A 22,281-nucleotide genomic window follows, 5' to 3' on the forward strand; every position below is an offset into this window, starting at 1 on the left:
ACGGAATCGGACACCTATGCGGGATAGACCTTGCCGATGATCTCCTTGGCCATCGTGGTCGCGGGATCCTGTCCGTTCGCGGCCGGTGCGAGGTTGGCCCACACCACCAACGTCACCTTGTTCACGGGGTCGTGGCCCATGAACGAGTTGAATCCGGGCAGCTCGCCGGTGTGACCGAACATCGGGCCCATCTTCGCTATGCCCCAACCATATTCGGCCGAGCCCGCGTCGGAACTCGTCGGCTGCACGCTGGCGAGGCGCTGGGCCTGCAGGTCGGCGCCCAGCAGCTTGCCGCCCACCAGTGCCTGCACCCACGTGACGAGATCGTTCGCGGTCGAAATGCCCGCGCCCGCCGCCCACGCCCACGACGGGTTCACGTTCGTGACGTCGTTCGGCTGCAGCGATCCGTCCTTGGCGGCCGCCTGCATCTGCTCGGGCAGCGCCGGATCGGTCAGCGTGTCCATGTTGGTCCCGAACACGTAGCCGTGCGAGTAGGGCGCCGGGATCGTGCTGTCGACGGTGTCCGGGAACGACGTGCCGGTCAGCCCCAGCGGACCGAAGAGCCGGGACTGGAAGATCTGCCGCAGCGGCTTGCCGTCGAGACTCTCGGCGATCAGGCCCAGCAGCACGATGTTGGTGTTGGAGTAGTGATAGCCCTGCCCCGGCGGGAAGTACGGCGGGTTCGCGAAGCCGAGGGCCAGTAGATCCTCGGGCTTCCACTGCTTCTGCGGGTCGTTGTCGAGCGTCTCGTTGAGTTCGGCGGTCTCGGTGTAGTTGAACAGGCCGCTACGCATGTCGAGGAGCTGCTCGATGGTGATGTTGTCGCCGTTCGGAACGTCCGGGCGGAACTTCGACACCGGATCGTCCAGCTTGATCTTGCCCTCCTGCACCAACTGCAGGATCACGGTGCCGGTCATGGTCTTGGTGTTCGAGCCGATCCGGACGTGCTCGGCCGGGTCGACGGAATCGTTCTGCCCGCGAGTGCCGGTTCCGTACTTGACGGTGAGATCGCCGTCGGGGGTCTTGAGAATCGCGACGGCGCCGGGAATCTGCAGATTCTCCGCGACGCTCTTGACGATGCCGTCGAGCGTCGCGAGGTCCATCTTCTGCAGCGCAACGGTCGACGACGCCGCACTCGTCGTGGTGGTCGACGACGTGGCGTCGGTGTCGGACTCGTTCGACGAGCATCCGGCGAGCACCAACGCCGCGACGGTGATGCCGCATGCGATGCGCACGCTCACACCGGTATCGAAGCTTCTGCGCACGTCGACACTCCTCACCATCGGCCCGCCAGAACTACTGACGTCGTTCCGCAGCTTAAGCGCGTCGATGACCCGCTGCGGGGCGAACAGGGAAACGGCAGGAGCCGGTAGCAGGGGTTGACTGAACCTCGACGCCACTTCTATGGTTCATTACATGAGTAATGAACCAGTGAGCCTCGAAGGGGACGGGGAACTGTGCTGAACGAGGAAGGCAAGCCCCTCTTCCAACAGATCGCAGGGCTTGTCGAGAACGCAATCATCGACGGCTCACTGCCGGAGGAGTCACAGGCGCCGTCCACCAACGAACTAGCCGCCTTCCACCGGATCAATCCAGCGACAGCGGCGAAGGGCCTGAACCAGCTCGTCGCCGACGGAATTCTCTACAAGAGAAGAGGTATCGGCATGTTCGTCGCCACCGGCGCGCGGGAGGCACTCAGGTTCCGCAGGCGCGAACAGTTCGCGGCGCAGTACGTCGCTCCGCTCGTGCGCGAAGCCGAGAAGCTCGGAATGAGCATCGCCGAACTTCAATCCATGCTGGACAAGTGGGAGGAACGTCCATGACCATGACGGACACAGACCGGGACACCATCGTCTCGGTACGGGCGATCGGGCGACGGTACGGCGACGTCACCGCACTCGACGACGTCTCGTTCGATCTGCACGCGGGGAAGATCTACGGACTCCTCGGCCGCAACGGCGCGGGCAAGACCACGCTGATGAAAATCCTCACCGGCCAGGAACTTCCGAGCGCCGGAGAGCTCAGAGTGTTCGGCGGGGCGCCCTTCGAGAACGCGCAGGTTCTCCAGAACCTGTGCTTCGTCAAGGAGAGCCAGAAGTATCCCGACGACCTGAAGGTCAAGCATGTCCTGTCGGCGGCAGAGCTGCTGATGCCGAGATGGGACGCCGAGTTCGCCGGCCGACTGATGGACGATTTCCAACTCCCCGACTGCCGCCGGGTCAAGAAGCTCTCGCGCGGAATGACGTCAGCGCTCGGCATCGTCATCGGATTGGCATCACGCGCGCCGCTGACGCTGTTCGACGAGCCGTATCTGGGCCTCGACGCGGTGGCCCGCCAGCTGTTCTACGACCGACTGCTCGCCGATTACGCCGACAATCCGCGCACCGTCGTGTTGTCCACCCATCTCATCGACGAGGTCGCCGACCTGCTAGAGCACGTCATCGTGATCGACGGCGGTCGTATCGCCGCCGACGCCGAGACGGATGATCTGCGCAGCCGACACATACAGGTCAGCGGGCGGACCGCCGCCGTCGATTCCTTCACGGTCGGCAGGAGCACCCTGCACCGTGAGGACATCGGCGGCTTCGCTCGCGCAACAGTGCAGGGAGCGTTGACCGCGGCAGACCGCGCCGAAGCTGCGCGGCTGGACATCGATCTTGCCCCGGTTTCCCTGCAACAGATCACGATTCGAAGCGCCCTCGACGGCCGCGCCGACAGCGCCAAGGAGTTCCGATCATGACCGTAGCCACCCTTCCCGCCACATCGGCGCACCCCGCTCCCACCGGCGTCCGACGCCTTCTCGCGGTCTGCCGCCTCCACGCGGTGTCGTGGCCGCTGCTACTGGCCGCACCCGCCGCGATCCTCGCGGTCACGTTCGCCATCAACCTCACGATCTTCGCGCTGATCGACGCCGATGACGAGACCCACGTCACGGGCGCGGTGCTCGCGCTCTACGGCTTCGTCGTCGCGTTCTACACCCAGGCGATGGCGCAGACCTTTCCGTTCGCGCTCGGGCTGAGCGTGACGCGGCGCCAGTTCTTCACCTCGACCACGGTCGTCGCGATCGTCCAGTCGATCGTCTTCGCCGCGGTGCTGCAGTTGCTGTCGGTGATCGAGGCCGCGACCGACGGGTGGGGCGTAGGGATGCGCATGTTCGGCGTGCTCCGCTACGCGACCGATTCCGTTGTGCTGCAGACCGTCACGCTGTTCGCGAGCCTGCTGCTGACCACTGCGCTCGCGATGCTGCTGGGCGCGGTCTTCCTGCGCTGGCGGACCTCAGGCCTGCTGATCGCAGGAATCGGCACGATCGGGGCGCTCGGCCTCGCCGCTGTCGTCGTCACGTGGGCGCACTGGTGGCCGGCGATCGGGTCGTGGTTCGTCGATTCCCCCCGAGCGGTGGTCCTGGCAGTGGTGCCCGTGGCCGCTTCGGCCGTGTCGATCGCCGCGACCTGGGCAGTACTCAGGCGAGCAATGATCTGATCGTGGACAGATCGCTCGGCGCGCCACCACCCAGCAGCGCGTCGAGCGCGTCGATGTCGAGATGGTTCTCGACGAGGTCCGCGAGCAGATCCAGCTGCGCCTCCCGGACCCGGGCCACGTCGGTGTCCGGCGCGACGACGAAGCCCGCCCGGCCGGCACTCTCCGCCACCTCGGCGAGGAACCGGCGCCGATACTCGTCGTTCTCGAGGATCCCGTGCCAGTGGGTGCCGCGCACGCTGCCGCGGACGCTGCCCTCCTTCGCCCCGTCGGCCGCCGTCAGCAGGGGGGCGTCACCGTTTCGACGCACCCGCCCGTGGTGGATCTCGTAGCCGCGCACCGGGATTCCGTCTGCATCGCCCTCGACCTGCGCGAGCACCTTGTCGGTCGCGAACTCGATCTCGAGGTCCAGCAGACCCAGGCCCGGAACCGGACCGGTGCCGGATTCGACGTCGTCGTCGATCACCGCGCCCAGCATCTGGTAGCCGCCGCAGATGCCGAGAATCGCCCCGCCGGCCTGCGCGCGACGGATCAATGCGTCGCCGATTCCGCTGCGCCGCAACCACTCCAGGTCGGTGACGGTGGACTTGCTACCCGGCACCACGACGAGGTCGGAGTCGGCCAGACGCGACGGCTCACTCACCCAGTGCACCGAGACACCCGGTTCGCACGCGAGCGCCTCGACGTCGGTGGAGTTGGAGATGCGCGGCAGCCGGATCGCCGCGACCCGCAGCCACTCGTCGCCGACCGGCGGCGCGGGGCGACCGACGGGCGCGTCCCCGACCACGCCGAGCGAGTCCTCCGCGTCGAGCCACAGGCCCTCGGCGAACGGGATCACCCCGAGCGTGGGGCGGCCGGTGAGCGCCGTCAGCTGGTCCAGGCCGGGCTCGAGCAGGCTGACGTCGCCGCGGAACTTGTTGATCACGAACCCGGCGATCAGCGCCTGGTCCTCCGGTGAGAGGACCGCGACCGTGCCGAACAGGTGCGCCAGCACTCCCCCGCGGTCGATGTCGCCGACGACGATCACGGGCAGCTGCGCGGCCTGCGCCAGCCCCATGTTCGCCAGGTCGGTGGCCCGCAGGTTGATCTCCGCGGGCGAGCCGGCTCCCTCACAGATCACCACGTCGAACTCGGCGCGCAGCGATGCCAACTCGTCGGCGACGAGCTCGCGCAGCCACTCCCGGTGGGTGATGTAGTCGCGGGCGCCGACCGTGGTGACGGCCTTGCCGCGGACCACCAGCTGCGACGTCCGGTCACCGCCGGGCTTGAGCAGCACCGGGTTGAACCGCACACTCGGGTCCAGCCCGCAGGCCCGCGCCTGCAGCGCCTGTGCCCGGCCGATCTCGCCGCCGTCGAGCGTGACGACGGAGTTGTTCGACATGTTCTGCGCCTTGAACGGCGCCACCCGCACCCCGCGACGCGCCAGCATCCGGCACAGCCCGGCGACGAGGACGCTCTTGCCGGCGTCGGACGTAGTGCCGGCGACCAGTAGCGCGCCGCTGAGCGCCGCGGTCACGGCAGCGTGAGGATCTCGTTGCCCTCGTCGGTGACGACGATGGTGTGCTCGAACTGGGCGGTCCACTTGCGGTCCTTGGTGACGACCGTCCAGCCGTCCTCCCAGATGTCGTAGTCGACGGTGCCGAGGTTGATCATCGGCTCGATCGTGAACACCATGCCGGGTTCGATGACGGTGTCGACGTTGGGCTGGTCGTAGTGCAGGATCACCAGGCCGTTGTGGAAAGTCTCACCGATGCCGTGGCCGGTGAAGTCGCGGACCACGCCGTAGCCGAAGCGGTTGGCGTACGACTCGATGACGCGGCCGATGACGTTGAGTTCGCGGCCCGGCTTGACGGCCTTGATCGCGCGCATCGTGGCCTCGTGGGTGCGCTCGACCAGCAGCCGGTTCTCCTCGGATACATCGCCCGCCAGGAACGTCGCATTGGTGTCGCCGTGCACGCCGTCGATGAATGCCGTGACGTCGATGTTGACGATGTCGCCGTCCTGGATGACGGTCGAGTCGGGGATGCCGTGGCAGATGACCTCGTTGAGCGACGTGCAGCACGACTTCGGGAAGCCGCGGTAGCCCAGCGTCGACGGGTAGGCGCCGTGGTCGCACATGTACTCGTGCGCGATACGGTCCAGCTCGTCGGTGGTGACACCGGGAGCGACGGCCTTGCCGGCCTCCTGCAGCGCCTGAGCTGCGATCTTGCTCGCCACCCGCATCTTCTCGATGGTCTCGGGCGTCTGCACCCACGGCTCCTTGCCCTCGCGGGCCGTCGCCTTCCACACGTACTCGGGACGCTCGATGCCCTTGGGCACGTCGAGGACGGGTGAGACGGTTCCGGGAACGAGAGCAGTGCGAACAGGCATGGGTCCAGCGTAAACCGCGTCCCGGTGCGCGCTGCCCTCCCGCCCCGCACCGACCCCGTGCCGCGTCCCGAAACGGTCCGCGACCAGCCCGGATGCGTTTATCCGGAAAGTCGGTATGGTGAGCGGTCAACCTGGTCAGAAGTGAGGGTGACAATGGGCCAGCAGTCGCGGGCCGCCGAACATCGGTGGGCTCCGGTCAAGGTCAGCAAGGTCGTATCGGCCGTCTCGGACGACTTCGTCCATATCGACGTCGAACTCGACGGTGACATCCATCCCGAGTGGGCGTGCGCCTTCGCCCGCATGAGCGGCGCCAGGAACGCCGAACTGATGCTGCACGCGGCAGAGGAGCCGCCCCGCATCACACTGACGACGCGCAGCGACTACCGCGAGACCGCGGAACTGTCGGTGGTGTACCTCGTCGAGGAAGTCAACCTCTACATCCGGCTCGCGATCGAGATGGTGGGCAGATAGTCGCCGCAACGTGGTCACGGACTTCGTCCGGTCGCCCCGGTACAGCGACCTGATGCGCTCGATCGGGCCCGGCACGACTTCGGCGCGATGGTTCTCCCGTCGCCGAGTCACCGCGTCAGGGGGAATCGCGCAGGCATCCCGGTCAGCCGATACAGCCGAGCCAGGTCGATCGCGGGTTTCGTCGGGCGCATGCCCGGCCGCACTCGCGGCACCCGCACCCGCAATGCCCCCGGCGCGACGGTGCACCGGACGGGCGTGCGGAACATCAGGAATTCGCCGTCGACCCCGATCGGGATCTCGTCCCGGTCGGAGTGGACGACGACCTCGGCCGCGCGGGTCGTGGTCAGCCCCCGGGTGTGGCCGCCCTGCAGCAGTCCGACCGCGTCCCGGGCACTGGCCACCGACACGACCACGACACCGAGAACGCCGGCGTCCAGCCGTTCCCGCCGTCCCAGACCCACGAGATCCGTGGTCCGATACGGCCCGTTGCTCACCAGCACCGCTTGCGGGCCGCCGAACGTTTCACCGTCGATGTCGACGGTCAGCCCGGAATCGTGCTGCCGGCCGAGCAGGTCCGGCAGCATCTGCAGGGCGGTCGCCGTCTTGTCGTCCCGGTAGGCCGGGCTGCGAACCACTTCGGCGTACACCCCGAACGAGGCGTTGTTGACGAACGGATGGCCGTTCAACACGCCGAGGTCCACCCGGATCTCCACGCCGTCCCGCAGTGCATCCAGGCAGGTCGCGGGATCGTCCCGGTCCAGTCCGAGGTCGAGCGCGAAGTGGTTGCGGGTTCCGGCGCTGATCACCAGGAACGGGAGGTCGTGCTCGGCCGCCACGGCGGCCACCAGCGCCTGAGTCCCGTCCCCGCCGGCCACCCCGAGCAGATCGGCGCCGCGTTCGACCGCCGCTTGCGCCAGCGCGACGACGTCGACGGTCCCCGGACCCTCGAGCAGGACCACCTCGGCTCCGAGTGCCTCGGCCTTGCGGCGCAGGTCGAACTTCTCCACCTTGCCTCCGCCGGAGTGGGGATTCATCACGAGGAACGGGCGCCGCGGTGGCGGGACCGAATGCTCGGGCATCGTGTCCGTCTCGTCCCCGTCGGCCAGCGCCGCGTATGCGCAGAACACCGCCACGATCAGCAGCCCACAGGCAACCAGGACCACCCACAGCAGGTGGGCGCGGACGAACAGCACGAGAACGACCATCGGCGCCAGCACCGCCACCCCGAGCGAGGACGCCCGCGGCACACCACGACTGCTGAGGAACCAGTACAACCCGGCGACCGTGACGACGACTCCACCGACCGCGACCAACAGCAGGGCCACAGTGCCGAACAGTCCGGCGACCACGATCGGGACGCCCGCGGCACAGGCCCCGGCGACGAATGCCGCACGCGCCCACCACCGCCGGGCCCGCGACACCGGAGTGGTCGGTCGATGGGCTGTCTCGGACACGATTCGCCTCCTACCGTGCATCCGCGCGGCGCCGGAACGCATCGACCGCCGCGTCGATCGTGGGATAGAAGTGGCCGGCGTCGAAGCGCTCGCCCAGGCCGAACCGCACCAGACGGTCCTTGATCGGCCCCTTCATCTCGGCGAAGGCCAGGCGGATGCCCTGGCCCTCGAGATACCGGTCGAGGTCGACGAGTTCGTCGACCGCGGTGGTGTCCAGCCCGGTGATCGGTTCGGCCGCGATCACCACCCACTCGGTCGGCGCCTCCTCGCGCTTCACGACCGAGCGCACGTAGTCGTCGAAGATCCCGCCGTTGGCGAAGAACAGCGGTGCGTCGAAGCGGATGATCACCAGACCCGGGATGCGGTGCCCGTCCGGGTGCCGCGAGATGTCGTGGAAGCCCGGGCCGGACGTCAGCTCGACGAGTTCGGTGCGGTACGGCTGCCAGGCCCGCAGGACGACCGCGACGAACGACAGTCCGATCGCCACCAGGATGCCCTGCAGGACGCCGACCAGCGCCACACCGAGGAAGGCGGCACCGGCGAGTCCGGCCTCCACTCGGCTCATCCGCCACAGCCGTGCCATGCCCTTGACGTCGATCAGCGCCGTCGCCGCGACGATCACGACGGCGCCGAGAGTGGCGTCGGGCAGATACGCGGTGACGCCGGGCGCGACCAGCACGAACGCCAGGACCGCCAGCGCGCCGACCGCCCCCGCCAATTGCGTATGCGCACCGCTCTGTTCGGCCACCGGAGTCCGGGATCCACTGGCGGAGATCGGGAACCCGCCGAACAGGCCGCTCGCGACGTTGGCCGCACCGATCGCCTTCATCTCGGTGCTGCCGTTCACGTCCTCGCCGCGGCGGGCGGCGAACGTCCGCGACAGCACACCGGTGTCGGCGAACGCGATCAGCGCGATACCGGCCGCCGGACCGATCAACTGCAGCACGTCGCCCCAGGCGACGCCGCCGAACGACGGCAGCGGCAGGCCCTTGGGAAGCGCGCCCACCATCCCGATCCGATCGTCCAGTCCGATCGCGGCGGAGAGCACGATCGAACCGACCACCGCGACCAGCACCCCGGGAATCCGCGACCACCACAGCCGGAACGCCACGATCACGGCGAGTGAGCCGACCCCGACCGTCGCGGCGACGGCGTCGACGTCGCCGGCGAACACCGCCTTCCCGATCTCGACGATCTCTCCGAGGATGCCGGACGCCTCGACCGGGAACCCGAGGAGTTTCGGCAGCTGGCCGACCACGACGATGAGCGCGATCGCATTGAGGTAGCCGAGTCGGATGGGCTTCGACAGCAGTTCGGTGACGAAGCCCAGGTTGAGGAACCCGCCGAGGATGAGGATCGCCCCGACGAGAACGGCAAGCACCCCGGCGAGGGCGAGTGCGCTCTCGGGATCGCCGACGGCCGCCAGCGGCAGCACCGCCGCGGCGATCAGCGGAGCGAGCGACGAATCCGGGCCGAGGACGAGGATTTTCGACGGTCCCAGCACCGCGTAGGTGAGGAGCGGCACGATGGTCGCGTACAGACCCGCGTACGCCGGCAACCCGGCGGCCTCCGCATACCCCATGCCCGCCGGGATGAGGAGCGCGGTGAGCACGAGCCCGGCCACGATGTCCGTGCGCAACCACTCGCGGCGGTAGCCCCGGGCCGTCGCCGGGCCGGGCAACCGCCACAGCAGTTCCGTCCAGGCCATGCACGGATTATCGTCCCGGAACCGCTGCGGGCTCGGGGATTCGGGCAAGATCCGTCCGCGGGCGCCGGAGATCCCGATCAGCGCACGCGCGCACGCCGCGGGTCGACGACGTCCGTCGCGGGAATCGGTGACGCAGGCGCCGTTCTCTGCCGCCGCCGGCGCCGCAACCACTTCTCGGCCTCGATCACGACCGGGATGATCAGCGACCACCCGAGGCAGGCGAGCCACTGCGCACCGGTGAGGGATGTGGTGGTGAGCAGATCCTGCAGGAACCCCAGCTCCACCGCGAGCACCGTGACGATCGTGGGGATCGACAGGATCTTGAGCGCGCCGAGGATGGGCGGGGCGACACCGGATTCCGGGTCGCGTCGCATCACCAGCCCGGCGAGCACCGAACCGAGGGACAGGACCACGAAGGCCATCGTCATCGGGACGTTGGGTTCCGTGGGACTCATGGTGCCCGGCGCCAGCAGCAGCGCCGCGAGCGCGACCGCGAACTGTAGGACGCCGTACGCGAACCACTGGACGAACGACGTCCGGTTCGCGATCGGCTGTTTCGGATCCCGGGGCGGCTTGTCCATCAGGTTCGGCGGCGGCGGATCCTGCATGATGACGATGACCGGGAACAGCGTGATGAAGAAGTGTTGGAAGATCACCATGAGCGGGGTGAGCGCGACCCCGTCGTTGATGTCGAACACGCTCGCGACGAGGAACAACAACACCAGAGAGAAGAGCTTGGCCATCTGGTAGCGGATGTAGGCGACGATCTTGTCGTAGATGCTGCGGCCCAGATGGATTGCGGTGACCAGGGTCCCGAAGTTGTCGTCGGTGAGGATGATCCGGCCGGCCTGCTTCGTCACCTCGCTGCCCGAGCCCATCGCCACGCCGACGTCCGCCTTCTTCAGCGCGGCAGCATCGTTCACGGCGTCACCGGTCATCGCGACGATCGCGCCACCCCGCTGCATGACGTCGGCCAGGCGCAGTTTGTCCTCGGGGGTGACGCGGCCGAACACGTGCAGTTCGGGGAGCCTCGCCGCGAGTTCGTCGTCCGTCATGGCCTGAAGCTCCGCGCCGCTGACCGCGCCCGGCCCCAGGTCGAGTTCGGCACCGATCGCGGCGGCGGTGATCGCATGATCCCCGGTGATCATCCGGACGTCGATGCCCGCGCCGTGCGCGGTACGCACGGCGTCGACCGCCTCCGGCCGCAGCGGGTCGATGATGCCGACCATTCCGACGAACGTGAGATCGTCGACGAACGACATCGGATCGGCTGCCACCGCCTGCTCGTCCCCGTCCAGGACCCTGGTGGCGAAGGCCAGGACGCGCAACCCCTTCTCGGACATGGTCCGGTTCGCCGCCAGGATCTCCTCCCGGACGTCGTCCAACGGCACCTGCTCTCTACCTGGGCGGAAGGCCGACCGGCACCGCGCCAACACCACATCGGGTCCGCCCTTGACCAATTCGACGAACCGGGTGGTGCCGTCGACCGGCAGGCTGTGGAACGTCGACATGAACTTGTAGGCGGAATCGAACGGCACCTCGGCAACCCGCGGATAGGTGCGCCGGGTGAGCGGGGCGTCGACACCCATCTTTGCCGCGAGCACGACGAGCGCAGCCTCGGTCGGGTCGCCGACCACGTCACCGGCGTCGGAGACGGTGGCGTCGCTGTCGAGGCACAGCCCGTAGGCGAGGAGGGTGAAATCCGGGACCGACTCCCCCGCGACGTGTCGGATCGCGCCGGACTTGGCGTAGCCTTCGCCGCCCACCTCGAACCACCGGCCGTGGAAGTACAGCGACCGCACCGTCATCTGGTTCATCGTCAGCGTGCCGGTCTTGTCGGAGTTGATCGCGCTGGTGGCGCCGAGCGTCTCGACGTCGCTGAGGTTCTTCACGATCGCCTTGGCGTCGGCGAGTTGTCGGGCGCCGTAGGCCAGCATCGCCTGCACGAAGGTCGGTAGCCCGGTGGGGATTGCGGAGACACCCATCGAGATACCGAGCAGCATCACCGTGGTGAGGTCCTGCCCTCGGAGCAGCCCGATCACGACGATCACCGCCACCGCGGTCCACGCGATGATGCCGAGCACCTTCGTCAGTGAATGCAGTTCGCGCTGCAGCGGCGACAGGCTCGGTGCGATCGCGGAGAGCAGCGACGCGATCTTCCCCATCTCGGTGCGCATCCCGGTCTCGGTCACCACCATCGTCGCGGTGCCGCGGGTGACCGAGGTGTTCTGGAACAGCATGTTGCTGCGGTCGCCGAGTGCGGCGTCCGCGGCGGTGAGCGTCCCCGGATCCTTCGCGACCGGTGCGCTCTCTCCGGTCAGCGCCGCCTCCTGTGTCTCCAGAGTGGCCGAACGCAGAAGGCGGCCGTCCGCCGGAACGAGATCCCCGGCCTCGAGTTCCGCGACGTCGCCGGGGACGAGATCGGTTGCGGGAAGCTGCGTCAGCGCGCCGTCGCGGATCACCCGGGCCTGTGGTGTCTGCATCTTCGCGAGCGCGTCCACGCTGGCGCGTGCCTTCAACTCCTGTTGGGTTCCCAGGACGATGTTCACCACCACCAGGACCGCGACCACGATCGCGGTCGAGATCTCCCCGATCACGAGGCTGATGATCACGACCGCGACGAGCATCAGGTTCATCGGATCCTTCAGTTGCAGCCACGCGAGCGCCCAGACCGACGGGGCGGGTTCGGCCGCAATCTCGTTGGCGCCGTATCTCTCCCGCCGCGTCGCGGCGTCAGCACTGCTCAGTCCGGACCGGGAGTCGGACGTCAGCGCCGACAGGACCTCGTCGGGGCTCTGGACGTGCCACGTCGTTCGGGAGTCCGTCGGGGCCGTGGCACCCGTCCGGTCGGGCACCGGTTCTGCGGTGGCCATGGCTGCGACTCCTTTCCCGGCGGTCGGGTGCGTCAGAAGGGGGTGGGAATCCAGTGCAGCGGCTGCATCGGCGGGACATAGCCGTCGGGGCTTTGCCGCTCGGGCAGGTTGACGTCGGGTCGCTCGAGGGGTTCGTAGGGAATCTGGCTCAGCAGGTGGCTGATGATGTTGAGTCGCCCTCGCCGCTTGTCGTCGTTGAGCGCCAGGTACCACGGAGCCCACCCCGTGTCGGTGAACCGGAACATCTCGTCCCTGGCACGCGAGTAGTCGTACCAGTGGCTGTACGACTTCAGGTCCATCTGCGACAGCTTCCAGTACTTCCGCGGGTCGTCGATGCGGGACTGCAGGCGCAGCGTCTGCTGTTCCTCGCTCACCTCGAGCCAGTACTTCAGCAGCAGGACACCCGATTCGACCATCGCCCGTTCGACCGTCGGGATCAGTTGGAGGAACAGTCGCGCCTGCTCCTCCGTGCAGAATCCCATCACGCGCTCGATGCCGGCGCGGTTGTACCAACTGCGGTCGAAGATGACGATCTCGCCCGCCCCGGGCAGGTGCGGCAGGTACCGCTGGATGTACATCTGCGACTTCTCGCGCTCGGTCGGTGCCGGTAGTGCGACCACCCGGAACACCCGCGGGCTCACCCGTTCGGTGATCGCCTTGATGACCCCGCCCTTCCCCGCCGTGTCACGCCCCTCGAACACGATGCAGATCTTCGCCCCGGACGACCGCACCCATTCCTGCAATGCAACCAGCTCGCCCTGCAGATGCGCCAACTGGCGGCGATAGTGCTTGTTGGACATCGGCGGGGCAGGCTCGGGGGCGCCCGAATCGATCAGTTCCCCGGTACCGGCCGGCGGCCGTCGCCTGCGCTCGGACTTCTTGCCCTCGGAGTTCTTGCCCACGGATGCCTCCGTATCGCGGATACCCCTCTTCCCCAGCCCGTTCCATTCTGCGTCGTCACGGACGGCTTCGCCGCGGAACGCGCCTTTCCGTCGGTCCATCCGGTCCACTCCGGGATCGCTCGGACCGGGCGGTACGAACCGGTTCGGTTTCGGTGCCGTTTCGAGATTGACTGAACCCACCGTGAACCAGACGATTGTCGAATGGAGGCGGACGGCGAAGCGCTTCAGATCGACCAGGTCATCGAGCGCCTGATCATCCGGCACCCGGCTGTCCCGCCCGGCGAGGTCGAGCGCGTCGTGCGCGGCATCCACGCCCGCTTCGTCGACGGCAAGGTGCGCGAGTTCATTCCCCTGCTCGTCGAGAAGGCCGCCCGCCGACACTTCGCGGAGCAGTCATCGGCCGTTGCCGATCATGAAACCGAGGCGTCCGCCACCGACGTTCCCGCTGTGCACATCTAGTTCCAGTCGTCGATCTTGACGTCGCGGGGATCCGGTGCGCCCGTGCCGGTTTCGACCAGCGACTTCAGACTCATCAGGAAGAGCGCCCATTTGGTGCTGCAATGGTGCATGAACTCCACGGGTTCCTTCCAGCCTTCGTGCGCAAAGAGGACGACTGTGTAGTCGCCGTCGCGGCGGAGGTCCCAGACCACTCGGGTGCCGACCCATTCCTCGGGCCCTTCGATCACCTCCCACAGCACTCGCTTCGCGGGCTGGAGCTCGATCACCTTCATATCGAATCCGTCTGTTCCGAACCGGAACCGAAGCGTTCCCCCGGCGTTCGCGTCCCCATCCGTGTCGCTGGCCCACCAGCCGACAAGACCGTCGACCGTCGTCAGCGCCGCATAGACATCGTCGACCGAGGACGACTTGATCCCGACCCTGTGCAGAATGTCCACCATCTCGAGTTCCTCTCTCGTGTCACTTTCGAATGTCGCGTTGGATCGCTTCTGCGATCCGCTTGATGCGCTGCAGCCTGGCATCCCATGTCGACCCGACGGCATTGAGCTGCGCGACGGCGCGGGCGAGTTGTGCATCGTCGACGCGGTAGAGCCTCTCCCGGCCCACGGGCGTCACATGCACCAAACCGACGCGGTCGAGAACACCGAGATGTTTCGCGACAGCTTGACGGGTCACGGGTAGCTGCTCGCTGAGGCTGGTCGCCGTCCCCTCACCGTCCGCCAGCAACAGGTCGAGCATTCGTCGCCGTGTCGGGTCCCCGATCGCCGACCAGAGTCCGTCGTCGACAAGGGCGTTCATCGGCCCGCCCCCAGTCGGCTGGAGCACTCGACGAGGCGCGGCAGATGCCGGTCCCACCCCTCGATGTGCGACCTGTACTGCTCCTCGAGAACGGCTGCCTCCCAGCCCATCTCCCGGAATCCGGTTTCCGTCATGCGGACCGTCGTGCCCTCCCCCGAAGCGACGAGCTCGAACGTGACCAGCAGGGAGCCGTCCGAGGCGGCCGCTCCGTCTGCCAGATGGACCCAGCGGAAGGAGAACAACCGGGGCGGCTGAGCGTCGACAACCATGATCCGGGCAACATGCCCATCCCGCGAAGTTCTGTCGCCCCAGACCAGTTCGCCGACGGAGCCAGGCACCGGTTCGAAGTCGACGACCTCGTCGGGCCACCACTCCGTCAAGTGTTCGGGAGAGCTGAGGACCTCGTAGACCACGTCCGGCGTGGCTTCGATGTAGATCGATCGCTCGATTCGTCCGTACTCCATACCGGCCCCTCATCCGCAACGTTTGGTTGCGCATAAGGCTAGCCGGTCGAGGACGATGTGCGCAACCAAACGTTGCGCTTCATCCCGCGCGCCCGAAAAGCGCGATCAGCGCAGTTCCGTCACGAACGCCATCCGGTCGCCGCGATACAACGACCGCACCCGCTCGATCGGCACCCCGGCCGTGTCTCGCGAGACGCGGTGCAGCTTCAGCATCGGCATCGCGGTGCTCGACTCGACCAGACCGGCCTCGCGCGGAGTGGGCAGCGCCGTCTCGATTCGCTCGGTGGCGGTGGTGAACTCGATCCCCGTCGAGCGGATCGCCGCGTACAGCGACGTCTCCGGGTCGAACGTATCGGCGAGGTCCGGGAACCGGTGCAGCGGCAGGTACGTGCTCTCCAGACCGATCCGCTCACCGTCGGCCAGCAGCACGCGTTCGAGATGGATCACCGGATCCCCGACGGCGATCTCCAGGATCTCCGCGAGCTTCGCGTGCGCGTCGACCTCCTCCCATCGCACCAGAATTCGGCCCGGCTCCCGCCCCTGACTCAGCGCGCCCTCGGTGTAGGAGCCGAGCGAGAGGGGCTGCACCATCTTCGGTCGGGCGACCACGGTGCCCCGGCCTCGGCGCTCGACGCGTCCGGCCACCAGCAGTTCGTGCAGCGCCTGCCGGACCGTCTCCCGGGACACTCCGCAGCGGGCGGCGAGTTCCCGCTCGGCCGGCACCGGGTCGCCCTCGGACAGGTCCGCGAGCAGATCCTCCACGTGCGTCCGGACGACGTAGTGCTTGGGCAGGCTCTCGGCGGTCATCGCGCCGCCCGCACACGTCGGGCCACCGCGAGGATGTCGTCGACCGACGGCGCCTGCGCACCGGGCACTTTCGCGCGGTCGTCGTAGCGGCGCAGCCGGACGGCGTCCGGCCACCACGGATGATTGATGCGAGTGTCGTCGACCGCCGGTCCGCCCTGGTGACACAGGGTCGCAACCGATTCCGACGAGAGCGTCTCGGCGTACGCCGGGTCCGTGGCGACGAGATACCGCTTGGCGGCCACGTGTGCGCCGGCCAGCCAGCCGACCCGCTCCCCGAAACGGGGAGTGAGCCACTCCTGCGCGACGCGGTCGTGTGCCGCGTCGACTCCCATGCCCAGGAGCGGACTGCGCGCGAGGTCGTGCAGCGCGGCGGCGAGAACCAGTTCGTCGTCAGCGCCGTCCGCGAGGGCGTGGCCTGCTGCCTGCACGGCATGGTCGAGTTCGTCGACGGCCTCACCGTCGAACACTCCGCGGAGCGAATTCAACAGCGCAGCAGCCTCTTCGAGCACGGCGGAATCGTCGTTCACACCGGTCAGCGTACACAAATTCCGGTCTATACCAATTGTTCATCTGGCGTTTCCCGAATGCCCCCCAGTTGGTCTAGACCAATGGTCAGGCTGTGCCCCATGCGAATTGCAATTGTGGGCGGAGGAATCCTCGGCACGGCGCACGCCGACGAGGCCATCCGCCGCGGACACGACGTCGTCCATCTCGAACGCGAACTCGAGGCGCGCGGTGCCACCGTACGCAACTTCGGATTGGTGTGGGTCTCCGGGCGGGCCGAGCACGAGCTCGACGCCACGCTCCGCTCCCGGGAACTGTGGGCCGACCTGGCCCGACGGGTCCCGGAGATCGGCTTCCGCGCCGCCGGATCGATGACCCTGCTGCGCACCCCGGAGGAGGTCGCGGTCGCCGAGGACATGGTTGCCCGGCCCGATGCCGACGTCCGCGGCTTCTCGCTGCTGGACCCCGACGCGGTCCGCGCCGTCAACCCCGCGCTGCGCGGCAAGTTCCTCGCCGGCCTGCACTGCGTCCGCGACGGCGCGGTCGAGTCCCGCATCGCACTGCCCGCGATCCGCCGCCACCTCGCGGCGTCGGGCCGGTACACCTTCCACGCCGGCACCGAGGCACGCGAGATCACCACCAGCCCAGCGGGTGTGCGGATCCGCGACGACCACGACCGCACCTTCGACGCCGACCTGGTCATCGTGTGCCCCGGCGCCACCCTCGGAGGCCTGGCCCGCGACCTCGCCGGCGACCTGCCGCTGCGCCGGGTGCGCCTGCAGATGATGCAGACCGCGCCGCTCGGTGAGGCGCTCACCACCGCGATAGCCGACGGCGACAGCATGCGCTACTACCCCGCCTTCGCCGGATCCACGCTCGACGCGCTGCGCGCCGCGCAGCCGCAGGAGCCCACCGCCGCCGAGCACCGGATGCAGCTGCTGTGCGTGCAGCGCCTGCACGGCGGGCTCACCATCGGCGACACCCACGAGTACGACGAGCCCTTCGATTTCGACGTCGACGAGGCCCCGTACCGCCACCTGACCAGCGTCGTCGAGGAACTCCTCGGCCGTGATCTGCCGCCGATCGTCAAGCGCTGGGCCGGTGTCTACAGCCAGTGCCTCGACCCCGCCCAACTCGTCCACCGCGCCCAGCCCGCCGACGGCGTGTGGGTGGTCGCCGGACCGGGCGGACGCGGCATGACCCTCGGGCCCGCCCTCGCCGAACAGACCGCCGACCAGCTCGGCCTGTAACCCCGACCTCTCAGGAGAGACCGTGACCACCATCAAGCTCGCCGTCCTCGACATGGCCGGCACCACCGTCGCTGACGACGGCCTCGTGCTCCGAGCGTTCGACGCCGCCGGCGCCGCCGCCGGGCTGCCCGCGACGGGCCCCGAGGCCGACGCCGCCCGCCAGTACGTCCTCGACACGATGGGCCAGTCCAAGATCGTCGTCTTCCGCGCCCTGTTCGGCGACGAGGACCGCGCCCAGGCCGCCAACCGCGCCTTCGAGACCGAGTACGACCGGCTGGTCGACGAGGGTGGCGCCTCCGCGATTCCCGGTGCCGCCGAGTCGATCACCGCGCTGCGCGACGCCGGCGTCCGGGTGGCGCTGACCACCGGCTTCAGCCGCACCACCCAGGACAAGCTGCTGGCAGCCCTGGGCTGGCAGACACTCGCCGACCTGACGCTCTCCCCCGCCGAGGCGGGTCGCGGCCGCCCCTACCCCGACCTGATCCTCACCGCCCTCATGCGCATCGGCGTCGACGACGTGAAAGACGTTGCCGTGCTGGGCGACACCGCCAACGACATCACCAGCGGCCGCCGCGCGGGCGCGAGCGTCGTCGCCGGCGCGCTGACCGGTGCACACGACGAACAGCAGCTGCGCGCCGCCGACCCGACGCACGTCGTGCCGTCGGTCCGCGAGTTCACCGAACTCGTTCTCTCGCACTGATCTTCTTCCCGAGTTCTTCCGTCACCGTTCGAATCCCTCACCCCAGACAGGAATCCCGAATGAGCAGGAACACCAAGCGTTTCCGCGTCGGAATCGCAGCCATCGCCCTGAGCACCGCGGCCCTCACCCTCACCGCGTGCGGCGGCACCGGCGCCGCGGCCGGTACCGGCGGCGAGACCGTCACCGTCTACAGCGCCGACGGCCTCTCGGGCTGGTACAAGACGCAGTTCGCCGCGTTCACCGAGGAGACCGGCATCGCGGTCAACCTCGTCGAGGCCGGCTCCGGCGAGGTGGTCTCCCGCGTCGACAAGGAGCAGTCGAACCCGCAGGCCGACGTCGTCGTGACGCTGCCGCCGTTCATCCAGAAGGCCGACGCCCAGGGCCTGCTGCAGCCCAGCGGAATCGACACCTCCGCGGTGCCCGCCGACGTCCAGGACCCGGCCGGCAAGTACGTGCCCGTCGTCGACAACTACCTGTCGTTCATCGCGAACCCCGGCGCGAACCCGGCCCCCAAGACGTGGGACGACCTGCTCACTGACCAGTTCAAGGGCAAGCTGCAGTACTCCACCCCCGGCCAGGCCGGTGACGGCACCGCCGTCCTGCTGCTGCTCCAGCACCTGAAGGGCAAGGACGGCGCGCTCGAGTACCTGACGAAGTTGCAGGCCAACAACGTCGGACCGTCGTCGTCGACCGGCAAGCTGCAGCCCAAGGTCAGCAACGGCGAGCTCCTCGTCGCGAACGGCGACGTGCAGATGAATCTCGCGTCGATCGCGGACGACGGCTCCAAGTTCGGGATCTTCTTCCCCGCCGAGGCCGATGGCAAGCGCACCACCGTCGCCCTGCCGTACGTGATGGGCCTGGCGAAGGGTGCCCCGCACTCCGACGAGGCCAAGAAGCTCATGGAATACCTGCTGTCGGAGAAGGCCCAGCAGTCGGTCGCCGGTGACGCGCGCGGTGTGTCCGTGCGCACCGACGTCCGCGCGGCCGCGGGCAACTCGACGGACCCGTCGACCCCGACCGGCCTGGTGAACGGCGTCGAGGTGTGGACGCCGAACTGGAACGACGTCCTCGCCTCGCTGGACGCCGACATCGCCGCCTACCAGAAGGCAACCGGTAACTGACATGCCACGATTCGAGCCCGGGCGGTCCCTCCGCACCACGATCGGCAAGGCACCCGACGCCGCGTCGGGTGAGGCCGACTCGTCCCTTCCGGCCATCACATTCGACCGGGTGAACGTCGCGTACGGACACGGACGCGGGGCCACCCGGGCCCTGATCGACTTCAATCTCCGCGTCGCCCGCGGCGAGACCGTCGCCCTGCTCGGCCCCAGCGGCTCGGGCAAGTCCACCGCGCTCAAGGCACTGGCCGGGTTCACCCGGCCGGTGTCGGGCACGGTCCGCCTCGGCGGCCGCGACGTCACCGACCTGCCGCCCGCCAAGCGCGGGATCGGCGTCGTCGTCCAGTCCTACGCACTGTTCCCGCATCTGAGGGTCGCCGAGAACGTCGCGTTCGGGCTTCGCGCACAGCGGGTTCCGCGCGCCGAGATCGCCGGACGGGTGTCCGACGCCCTGGCGATGGTGGGAATGTCGGCTTACGGCAAGCGTTTTCCGCGCGAGCTGTCGGGCGGCCAGCAGCAGCGCGTGGCGATCGCCCGCGCGCTGGCGATCCGGCCGAAGGTGCTGCTGCTCGACGAGCCGCTCGCCGCCCTCGATGCACAGCTGCGCCAGAGCATGCTCACCGAACTGCAGGAACTGCGCGCCGCGCTGCCGGACACCGCGATGCTCTATGTCACGCACGACCAGTCCGAGGCGCTCGCGCTCGCGGACCGGATCGCGGTGATGCGCGACGCCCGCCTGGTGGACGTCGACACCACCGAGAACCTGTGGAAGCGACCGCCGAGCAGTTTCACCGCAGCGTTCCTCGGCGGCGCGAACCTGCTGCCGTGCACCGTGACCCGCGTGATCGGGACGTCGGCGCTGGTGTCGGTGGGCGGCACCCCCGTCACCGCACACGCCCCGCAGCCCGAGATCGGCCGCACCGAGTGGGAATCCGACGCCGGCGCGCTGCTGTGCCTGCGCCCGCACGCGATCACCCTCACCTCCCCCGCCGAGCGCGGGGTGCTGCCGGGACGGATCGTCGCCAGCGTGTGGCGCGGTGCGTCGACCCGGGTGACGATCGCGCTGCCGCGCCTGCCCGAGACCCCGATCGACGTCGACGTCCCCGGCCACGACGAGCGGCCCGTCGGCACCGAGGTGGGCATGCGCTTCCCCGAGCGCGGCGCGGTGCTGGTGCCGGTTCCGAGGGCGGCCGGGGAGGTTTCACAGTGACTGCCGTTCTCGACGCGCCCGTCGCCGAACCGCCGGTTCGCCGTGAGCCGTCCCGCTGGCGGTCCGGGCTGTGGGTGCTGCCGCCGCTGCTGCTGGTCATGGGGTTCGCGGTCTACCCGATGGCCCGGGTACTGGCCGAGTCCACCGTCACCGACACCGGCCGCGGCTGGTCCACCTGGACAGAGGTCCTGGGGTCGGTGTCTTTCCGGAACGCGTTGTGGCGCACCGTCGAGGTAGCGGTCGCGTCGACGCTGGGTTGCCTCGTGCTCGGTACGTTCCTCGCGCTGGTGCTCGCGTTCGTGCCGTTCCCCGGGTCGAAGGTGGTGGGCCGGCTGATCGACACGATCCTGTCGCTACCGTCGTTCCTGGTGACGCTCGCGTTCACATTCCTCTACGGCACCGCCGGCGCGGTCAACGCGCTCATCACCCGGATCACCGGCGCCGATCAGGGTCCGCTGAACTTCCTCAACACCCCGCTCGGTGTGATCGCCGCCGAGATCACCTTCTTCACCCCGTTCGTGGTGCGGCCGCTGTTGGCGGCGTTCTCGCAGATCCCCCGCGATCAGCTCGATGTCGCCGCGAGCCTGGGCGCGTCGCCGCTACGGGTGCTGCGCCAGGTGGTGCTGCCCGAGGCGTGGCCCGCGATGATGGCCGGCGGATCCCTCGTTCTGCTGTTGACGCTCAACGAGTTCGGCATCGTGCTGTTCACCGGCGCCAAGGACGTCATGACACTGCCGGTGTTGATCTACACGCACGGCATCGTCACGTTCGATCTGCCCGGCGCGGCCGTGATCGCGACCGTCCAGGTGGCGCTGTCGCTCGCCCTGTACGGCGGCTACCGATTCCTGTTCGCCCGACTGATGGGAGGCAGCCGTGCTGCTGTGGACCCGACGCGCTAGGTATCTGACGCTCACGTTCTTCGCCGCGGTGGTCGCGATCGTGTTCGTCGCCCCGATCGCCACGGTGATCGCGGCGGCCCTGGCGGGCGCCTGGAACGGCCCGTTGCCGTCGGATCTCGGCACGAAGAACCTGTCGGCGGCGCTGTCCGACGACAACCTGGCCAGCATGATCGTCAGCCTGCAGACCGCGATCATCGCCGGCGGACTGGCGCTGATCGTCGGAACCTGGGCGGCCCTGGCCGCGCGGGAGGCGCCGACGTGGCTGCGCAAGGTCACCGACGCGGTGTTCCACCTGCCGGTTGCGCTGCCGTCGGTCGCGATCGGCCTGGGGCTGCTGATCGCGTTCAACGAGCGACCGCTGCTGCTCGGCGGCACCAAGTGGATCGTGATCCTCGCGCACGCCGTGCTGGTGCTCGCCTTCGCGTTCAGTTCGGTGTCCGCGGCGCTGGATCGCCTCGACCCCGCCTACCGGCAGGCCGCCGAGTCCCTGGGTGCCGGACCGGTCCGGGTGCTGCTGCGGATCACGTTGCCGCTGCTGGTGCCGGCCCTCGGCGCCGCAGCCGGGCTGTCCGTCGCGCTGTCGATGGGCGAACTGGGTGCGACGATCATGGTGTACCCCGCGACGTGGAAGACGTTGCCGGTGGCCATCTTCGGGCTCACCGATCGCGGCCAGGTGTTCCAGGCCGCCGCCAACACCACCCTGCTGCTCCTGGTTACCTTGCTGACTCTGCTGGTCCTCGGCCGGATCCGCGGCCGCGGCGCCGCCCGCTGATCCGCCGTCCTTCCCCCTCAGCCCACCCACCCACCCCCTGCCCCC

General features: G+C 68.8%; 23 protein-coding genes. 11 read left to right on the forward strand and 12 right to left on the reverse strand.

The genetic code is table 11. The features are described from left to right. Nucleotides 1–14: 14 nt before the first annotated feature. Nucleotides 15–1,265, reverse strand: a complete 1,251-nt coding sequence (locus tag LCL87_RS24800; RefSeq protein WP_225024115.1) for a serine hydrolase domain-containing protein — start codon at nucleotides 1,263–1,265, stop codon at nucleotides 15–17. 192 nt (nucleotides 1,266–1,457) lie between these two features. Here LCL87_RS24800 and LCL87_RS24805 point away from each other — a divergent pair, with 192 nt between their 5' ends. From LCL87_RS24805 to LCL87_RS24815, 3 genes are read left to right on the forward strand one after another with little or no spacing between them, the layout of a single operon-like run. Then, entirely contained in the window at nucleotides 1,458–1,823 is a 366-nt protein-coding gene (locus LCL87_RS24805; RefSeq protein ID WP_510850858.1) for a GntR family transcriptional regulator, read from the forward strand. After that, nucleotides 1,820–2,740, forward strand: a complete 921-nt coding sequence (locus LCL87_RS24810; protein ID WP_225024116.1) for an ABC transporter ATP-binding protein — start codon at nucleotides 1,820–1,822, stop codon at nucleotides 2,738–2,740. The genes LCL87_RS24805 and LCL87_RS24810 overlap by 4 nt, the downstream gene beginning before the upstream one ends. Beyond that, a complete protein-coding gene (locus LCL87_RS24815; RefSeq protein ID WP_225024117.1) occupies nucleotides 2,737–3,480 on the forward strand; it encodes an ABC transporter permease in 744 nt (247 codons plus the stop codon). Before LCL87_RS24810 ends, LCL87_RS24815 begins: the two co-directional genes overlap by 4 nt. Here LCL87_RS24815 and LCL87_RS24820 read toward each other — a convergent pair. Both LCL87_RS24820 and map read right to left on the reverse strand, forming a co-directional pair. Beyond that, on the reverse strand, nucleotides 3,461–4,993 hold the full coding sequence (locus LCL87_RS24820; RefSeq protein WP_225024118.1) for a cobyric acid synthase: 1,533 nt from the start codon (nucleotides 4,991–4,993) through the stop codon (nucleotides 3,461–3,463). The genes LCL87_RS24815 and LCL87_RS24820 overlap by 20 nt on opposite strands. Beyond that, the gene (map, locus tag LCL87_RS24825; protein ID WP_225024119.1) at nucleotides 4,990–5,847 is read right to left on the reverse strand and encodes a type I methionyl aminopeptidase; all 858 of its coding nucleotides are present in this window, start codon (nucleotides 5,845–5,847) and stop codon (nucleotides 4,990–4,992) included. Before map ends, LCL87_RS24820 begins: the two co-directional genes overlap by 4 nt. Before the next feature lie 141 nt (nucleotides 5,848–5,988). Here map and LCL87_RS24830 point away from each other — a divergent pair, with 141 nt between their 5' ends. After that, a complete protein-coding gene (locus tag LCL87_RS24830) occupies nucleotides 5,989–6,318 on the forward strand; it encodes a hypothetical protein (protein ID WP_225024120.1) in 330 nt (109 codons plus the stop codon). Nucleotides 6,319–6,425: 107 nt separating this feature from the next. Here the strand turns inward: LCL87_RS24830 and LCL87_RS24835 are convergent, their stop codons facing one another. The 4 genes from LCL87_RS24835 to ppk2 form a co-directional block, all read right to left on the reverse strand. Beyond that, nucleotides 6,426–7,772, reverse strand: coding sequence for a diacylglycerol/lipid kinase family protein (locus LCL87_RS24835; protein ID WP_510850859.1), 1,347 nt, complete (start codon nucleotides 7,770–7,772; stop codon nucleotides 6,426–6,428). 10 nt (nucleotides 7,773–7,782) lie between these two features. Next, nucleotides 7,783–9,480, reverse strand: coding sequence for a SulP family inorganic anion transporter (locus LCL87_RS24840; protein ID WP_225024121.1), 1,698 nt, complete (start codon nucleotides 9,478–9,480; stop codon nucleotides 7,783–7,785). A gap of 77 nt (nucleotides 9,481–9,557) precedes the next feature. Further along, nucleotides 9,558–12,353 (reverse strand): cation-translocating P-type ATPase, encoded by a 2,796-nt coding sequence (locus tag LCL87_RS24845; RefSeq protein ID WP_225024122.1) that lies wholly within the window; start codon nucleotides 12,351–12,353, stop codon nucleotides 9,558–9,560. Nucleotides 12,354–12,385: 32 nt separating this feature from the next. After that, nucleotides 12,386–13,255: a polyphosphate kinase 2 gene (gene ppk2 / locus LCL87_RS24850; RefSeq protein WP_510850860.1), complete on the reverse strand. Its 870-nt coding sequence runs from the start codon at nucleotides 13,253–13,255 to the stop codon at nucleotides 12,386–12,388. A gap of 201 nt (nucleotides 13,256–13,456) precedes the next feature. Here ppk2 and LCL87_RS24855 point away from each other — a divergent pair, with 201 nt between their 5' ends. After that, entirely contained in the window at nucleotides 13,457–13,714 is a 258-nt protein-coding gene (locus LCL87_RS24855; RefSeq protein WP_225024123.1) for a three-helix bundle dimerization domain-containing protein, read from the forward strand. Here the strand turns inward: LCL87_RS24855 and LCL87_RS24860 are convergent. The 5 genes from LCL87_RS24860 to LCL87_RS24880 all read right to left on the reverse strand — a co-directional run bounded on the left by LCL87_RS24860 (nucleotide 13,711) and on the right by LCL87_RS24880 (nucleotide 16,310). Next, entirely contained in the window at nucleotides 13,711–14,154 is a 444-nt protein-coding gene (locus tag LCL87_RS24860; protein WP_225024124.1) for an SRPBCC family protein, read from the reverse strand. The genes LCL87_RS24855 and LCL87_RS24860 overlap by 4 nt on opposite strands. Nucleotides 14,155–14,173: 19 nt before the next feature. Next, nucleotides 14,174–14,512, reverse strand: a complete 339-nt coding sequence (locus tag LCL87_RS24865; protein ID WP_225024125.1) for an ArsR/SmtB family transcription factor — start codon at nucleotides 14,510–14,512, stop codon at nucleotides 14,174–14,176. Beyond that, nucleotides 14,509–14,976 (reverse strand): SRPBCC family protein, encoded by a 468-nt coding sequence (locus LCL87_RS24870; protein ID WP_225024126.1) that lies wholly within the window; start codon nucleotides 14,974–14,976, stop codon nucleotides 14,509–14,511. Before LCL87_RS24870 ends, LCL87_RS24865 begins: the two co-directional genes overlap by 4 nt. A gap of 105 nt (nucleotides 14,977–15,081) precedes the next feature. Continuing rightward, nucleotides 15,082–15,783 (reverse strand): GntR family transcriptional regulator, encoded by a 702-nt coding sequence (locus LCL87_RS24875; protein WP_225024127.1) that lies wholly within the window; start codon nucleotides 15,781–15,783, stop codon nucleotides 15,082–15,084. Further along, nucleotides 15,780–16,310 (reverse strand): HD domain-containing protein, encoded by a 531-nt coding sequence (locus tag LCL87_RS24880; protein ID WP_225024128.1) that lies wholly within the window; start codon nucleotides 16,308–16,310, stop codon nucleotides 15,780–15,782. Before LCL87_RS24880 ends, LCL87_RS24875 begins: the two co-directional genes overlap by 4 nt. Nucleotides 16,311–16,409: 99 nt before the next feature. Here LCL87_RS24880 and LCL87_RS24885 point away from each other — a divergent pair, with 99 nt between their 5' ends. From LCL87_RS24885 to LCL87_RS24910, 6 genes are read left to right on the forward strand one after another with little or no spacing between them, the layout of a single operon-like run. Further along, entirely contained in the window at nucleotides 16,410–17,537 is a 1,128-nt protein-coding gene (locus tag LCL87_RS24885) for a TIGR03364 family FAD-dependent oxidoreductase (RefSeq protein ID WP_225024129.1), read from the forward strand. A gap of 22 nt (nucleotides 17,538–17,559) precedes the next feature. After that, nucleotides 17,560–18,237: a phosphonatase-like hydrolase gene (locus LCL87_RS24890; protein WP_225024130.1), complete on the forward strand. Its 678-nt coding sequence runs from the start codon at nucleotides 17,560–17,562 to the stop codon at nucleotides 18,235–18,237. A gap of 59 nt (nucleotides 18,238–18,296) precedes the next feature. After that, on the forward strand, nucleotides 18,297–19,358 hold the full coding sequence (locus LCL87_RS24895; RefSeq protein ID WP_225024131.1) for a 2-aminoethylphosphonate ABC transporter substrate-binding protein: 1,062 nt from the start codon (nucleotides 18,297–18,299) through the stop codon (nucleotides 19,356–19,358). Between the two features lies 1 nt (nucleotide 19,359). Then, the gene (locus LCL87_RS24900) at nucleotides 19,360–20,565 is read left to right on the forward strand and encodes an ABC transporter ATP-binding protein (RefSeq protein WP_225024132.1); all 1,206 of its coding nucleotides are present in this window, start codon (nucleotides 19,360–19,362) and stop codon (nucleotides 20,563–20,565) included. Beyond that, the gene (locus LCL87_RS24905) at nucleotides 20,562–21,464 is read left to right on the forward strand and encodes a 2-aminoethylphosphonate ABC transporter permease subunit (RefSeq protein ID WP_225024133.1); all 903 of its coding nucleotides are present in this window, start codon (nucleotides 20,562–20,564) and stop codon (nucleotides 21,462–21,464) included. Before LCL87_RS24900 ends, LCL87_RS24905 begins: the two co-directional genes overlap by 4 nt. Continuing rightward, complete coding sequence (locus LCL87_RS24910; RefSeq protein WP_225024134.1) at nucleotides 21,439–22,236, forward strand: ABC transporter permease subunit; 798 nt, start codon at nucleotides 21,439–21,441, stop codon at nucleotides 22,234–22,236. Before LCL87_RS24905 ends, LCL87_RS24910 begins: the two co-directional genes overlap by 26 nt. Nucleotides 22,237–22,281 lie beyond the last annotated feature (45 nt).

The organism is Prescottella equi, assembly GCF_020171745.1.
Taxonomy (GTDB): Bacteria; Actinomycetota; Actinomycetes; order Mycobacteriales; family Mycobacteriaceae; genus Prescottella; species Prescottella equi_A.

Excerpts from the sequence above, each read along its gene's own strand:
- LCL87_RS24810 (WP_225024116.1), top strand. The coding sequence starts at position 1,820 with ATGACCATGACGGACACAGACCGGGACACCATCGTCTCGGTACGGGCG.
- LCL87_RS24815 (WP_225024117.1), top strand. The coding sequence starts at position 2,737 with ATGACCGTAGCCACCCTTCCCGCCACATCGGCGCACCCCGCTCCCACC.
- map (WP_225024119.1), bottom strand. The coding sequence starts at position 5,847 with ATGCCTGTTCGCACTGCTCTCGTTCCCGGAACCGTCTCACCCGTCCTC.
- LCL87_RS24840 (WP_225024121.1), bottom strand. The coding sequence starts at position 9,480 with ATGGCCTGGACGGAACTGCTGTGGCGGTTGCCCGGCCCGGCGACGGCC.
- LCL87_RS24845 (WP_225024122.1), bottom strand. The coding sequence starts at position 12,353 with ATGGCCACCGCAGAACCGGTGCCCGACCGGACGGGTGCCACGGCCCCG.
- LCL87_RS24855 (WP_225024123.1), top strand. The coding sequence starts at position 13,457 with ATGGAGGCGGACGGCGAAGCGCTTCAGATCGACCAGGTCATCGAGCGC.
- LCL87_RS24860 (WP_225024124.1), bottom strand. The coding sequence starts at position 14,154 with ATGGTGGACATTCTGCACAGGGTCGGGATCAAGTCGTCCTCGGTCGAC.
- LCL87_RS24865 (WP_225024125.1), bottom strand. The coding sequence starts at position 14,512 with ATGAACGCCCTTGTCGACGACGGACTCTGGTCGGCGATCGGGGACCCG.
- LCL87_RS24870 (WP_225024126.1), bottom strand. The coding sequence starts at position 14,976 with ATGGAGTACGGACGAATCGAGCGATCGATCTACATCGAAGCCACGCCG.
- LCL87_RS24875 (WP_225024127.1), bottom strand. The coding sequence starts at position 15,783 with ATGACCGCCGAGAGCCTGCCCAAGCACTACGTCGTCCGGACGCACGTG.
- LCL87_RS24885 (WP_225024129.1), top strand. The coding sequence starts at position 16,410 with ATGCGAATTGCAATTGTGGGCGGAGGAATCCTCGGCACGGCGCACGCC.
- LCL87_RS24895 (WP_225024131.1), top strand. The coding sequence starts at position 18,297 with ATGAGCAGGAACACCAAGCGTTTCCGCGTCGGAATCGCAGCCATCGCC.
- LCL87_RS24900 (WP_225024132.1), top strand. The coding sequence starts at position 19,360 with ATGCCACGATTCGAGCCCGGGCGGTCCCTCCGCACCACGATCGGCAAG.